Source organism: Streptomyces katrae, assembly GCF_000966975.1.
GTDB lineage: Bacteria > Actinomycetota > Actinomycetes > Streptomycetales > Streptomycetaceae > Streptomyces > Streptomyces katrae.
Window position 1 is genome coordinate 1 of the sequence record NZ_JZWV01001604.1, and the last position, 1860, is coordinate 1860.

Genomic DNA, 1860 nt, shown 5'->3' on the forward strand with positions numbered 1-1860 from the left:
GTCCCGGTGCGGTACTTGAACGCGATCGCGTCGATCACCTGCCGGTGATCACGCCACCGCCCACCTCGCTTCGGTGCGCGATCCGGCAGCAACGGCTCGATACGTGCCCACTGGGCATCAGTCAACGACACACATCACCCAACGATCCGATGATCCGAAGGAAACGGCCTAGGCCGCGGAATGTTCACGTTTCGGAAGTGGCGTCCGAGGAATGGGCCTTGGGCTCCGCAGGAGACCGCCTAAGGTGCGAGCATGACCGAACGAGCTGATCAGCAGGCCCCCTTGCAGCCCATGCCCGCCGACTGGCGGCGCGCCCTCGCGGTGGTCGCCCATCCCGACGACCTCGAGTACGGTTGCGCGGCGGCCATCGCCCACTGGACGGACGGCGGCCGCGAGGTCGCCTACGTGCTCGCCACCCGCGGCGAGGCCGGCATCGACGGGGTCGCCCCGGACGAGTGCGCCGCGCTGCGCGAGGCCGAGCAGCGCGCCAGCGCGGCCGTCGTCGGAGTCTCCACGGTGGAGTTCCTCGGCCACCGCGACGGCGTCATCGAGTACGGCCCGGCCCTGCGCCGGGACATCGCGGCGGCCATCCGGCGCCACCGCCCCGAGCTGGTGATCACCCTCAACCACCGGGACACCTGGGGCGGGGCGGACGGCGGCGGGAACTGGAACAGCCCCGACCACAAGGCCGTCGGCCGGGCCGTCCTGGACGCCGCCGGCGACGCGGGCAACCGCTGGATCTTCCCCGAACTCATCTCCGAGCAGGGCCTGGAGCCGTGGGACGGAGTGCGCTGGGTCGCGGTGTCGGGGACCACCACACCCACGCACGCCGTCGAGGCCGGCCCCGGGCTGGAGCGCGCGGTGCACTCCCTGCTGGAGCACAAGGCCTACATCGCGGCGCTGACCGACCAGGACCCGCAGGAGTACGTCCGGAACTTCCTGACCGGCAGCGTCCAGCAGGCGGCGGCCCGGTTCGGCGGCGTCCCGGCGGTCGCGTTCGAGGTCTTCCCCCGCTGACCGCACCGACGGGCTCCGTCGGGGGTGGGCCGACGTGACCGCCCCCGGCGGCGCCGTCGCGAGGGAATCGGCCGGCCGGCGGACCGAGGCCGCGAACCGCCGGAAGGCCGGCCCTGGTCCAGCCGGTGGTGCCCGCCGGCGGGCGGGGGCTAGGAGGCGTCCCCCGGTATGCGCAGGGCGCGGAAGCTCTCGTACTCCGCCCGCATCAGGGCGGCGAAGGAGTCGTGCCGCACCGGTCCGTACCCGCTCCAGCTGGAATACCGGTAGGCCGCCCACTCGCCGTCCTCGCCGACGTCACCGGGGTCGAGGAGCAGCCAGGTCTGGTCCCCCGTCAGCGAGACCTGGACGGCGCGGTTCCACCTCGCGCTCTCGTACCCCTCCTCGTCGTCCGCGTCGTCCGCGTCGTCGCCTTCGTCCCCGTCCCCGTCCTCGTCCTCGTCGCCTTCGTCCTCCTCCAGGTCCTCCTGTTCCCACAGGGTGAGGTCCTCGAGGACGGAGGGCGTCATCTCCCGGAGGAGACCCACCTCCGCCGCCGGCGCGAGCAGTTCCACGAACTCCCCGGCCCACCGCCACCCGTCGCTGACCTCCAGGAACGAGCGGTAGGAGGGCGGCAGCGGGGCCCCGAGCCGGGTTTCGAGCGCGGCGATCCGCTCCGGCGGGGCCGGGTCGAACCCCAGCGGGCCGAGCGGCGGCTCCGAGGGGTCGTCGGCCCGCAGGGCGGTGCCGCGCTCGGCGCTCCAGGTGCGCAGGAAGGGTTCCCATTCGTGGATCTTCATACCCCCGATGGTGCCGTAGGCCACTGACAGCGGCCGCTCCGGGTTCACGGGGCGCCCCACACCTAGG

Annotated in this window: 3 protein-coding genes; 1 reads left to right on the forward strand and 2 read right to left on the reverse strand. The window is 73.3% G+C overall.

Annotated features, from left to right (window positions below):
- Window positions 1-131 (reverse strand): transposase (locus VR44_RS43575; RefSeq protein ID WP_157880562.1); only part of this gene is annotated, 131 nt, incomplete at its 3' end.
- 121 nt (window positions 132-252) lie between these two features.
- On the opposite strand from VR44_RS43575, the gene VR44_RS39555 reads away from it, so the two are divergent.
- Window positions 253-1017, forward strand: a complete 765-nt coding sequence (locus VR44_RS39555; protein ID WP_045952534.1) for a PIG-L deacetylase family protein — start codon at window positions 253-255, stop codon at window positions 1015-1017.
- Between the two features lie 149 nt (window positions 1018-1166).
- On the opposite strand, the gene VR44_RS39560 is transcribed toward VR44_RS39555, so the two are convergent.
- Window positions 1167-1860, reverse strand: a 694-nt coding sequence (locus VR44_RS39560) for an SMI1/KNR4 family protein (RefSeq protein ID WP_211275229.1), incomplete at its 5' end; no start/stop codon positions are given.

Bases quoted from the DNA above. Each gene is read 5' to 3' on its own strand.
- VR44_RS39555 (WP_045952534.1), top strand. From the start codon at position 253: ATGACCGAACGAGCTGATCAGCAGGCCCCCTTGCAGCCCATGCCCGCC.